Source organism: Vibrio sp., from assembly GCF_984391705.1.
This window is the reverse complement of record NZ_CFHWOM010000166.1, coordinates 1-1,093: the sequence shown is the minus strand read 5'-3', so window position 1 is coordinate 1,093 and position 1,093 is coordinate 1. Positions and strand designations below refer to the sequence as shown.

The window sequence follows — 1,093 nt, the reverse complement described above, 5'->3', positions numbered from 1 at the left end:
CTCTTTATTCAGAGTCTTTCTTTTCTGGCGCTTCGCTTGAAGTCGCTTCTTGAGACGTTGATTGCTCTACAGGTTTTGTAGGCTCAACTGGCTTCTCTTCTGCTTTTACTTCAGGCTTCGCTTGAGGCTTATCGTTATCTTCTGGTTTGTTTGGCTTGTCGCCCCAACCAGCAGGTTCACGGATCTCAGCTTTACGCTCCATTAGGTCATCAATCTGGCCAGCATCAATGGTCTCATACTTCATTAGCGCATCTTTCATCGCATGCATGATGTCCATGTTATCTTCCAAGATTTTCTTCGCACGATCGTAGTTGCGGTCGATGATCTTACGAACTTCGTCGTCGATCAGCTTCGCTGTGTCATCAGACATGTGTTTAGTCTGTGTCACACTACGGCCAAGGAACACTTCACCTTCTTCTTCCGCGTACAGAAGCGGACCAAGTTTCTCAGAGAAGCCCCATTGCGTCACCATCTTACGAGCAATATCAGTGGCACGCTCGATATCGTTCGATGCACCCGTCGATACTTTATCAGCACCGTAGATAAGTTCTTCCGCTAGACGACCACCGTATAGGCTAGAAACCATAGATTCTAGATGTTGGCGAGACATGCTCACACGGTCCTGTTCTGGTAGGTACATAGTCACACCAAGCGCACGACCACGTGGAATGATAGAGACTTTGTACACCGGATCATGTTCTGGTACTAGGCGACCAACAATCGCGTGACCTGCTTCGTGGTAAGCTGTTGACTCTTTTACTTCTTCAGACATCACCATCGAACGGCGCTCTGCACCCATCATGATTTTGTCTTTCGCCAGTTCAAACTCAACCATAGAAACGTTGCGCTTGTTGCCGCGTGCAGCGAATAGTGCCGCTTCGTTAACTAAGTTTGCTAGGTCTGCACCAGAGAAACCTGGAGTACCACGTGCAATTAGAGATGGCTCTACGTCACCCGCTAGAGGCACTTTACGCATGTGTACTTTAAGAATCTGCTCACGACCACGTACATCTGGAAGACCAACAACCACTTGACGGTCAAAACGGCCAGGACGCAATAGCGCAGGGTCCAATACGTCAGGACGGTTAGTTGC

Annotated in this window: 1 protein-coding gene; it reads right to left on the bottom strand. The window is 48.7% G+C overall.

Translation table 11 applies throughout. The features are described 5' to 3' along the window. Positions 1–4: 4 nt before the first annotated feature. The coding region (locus AC4MRV_RS22160) for an ATP-dependent metallopeptidase FtsH/Yme1/Tma family protein (RefSeq protein ID WP_491189420.1) at positions 5–1,093 on the bottom strand (1,089 nt) is incomplete at its 5' end.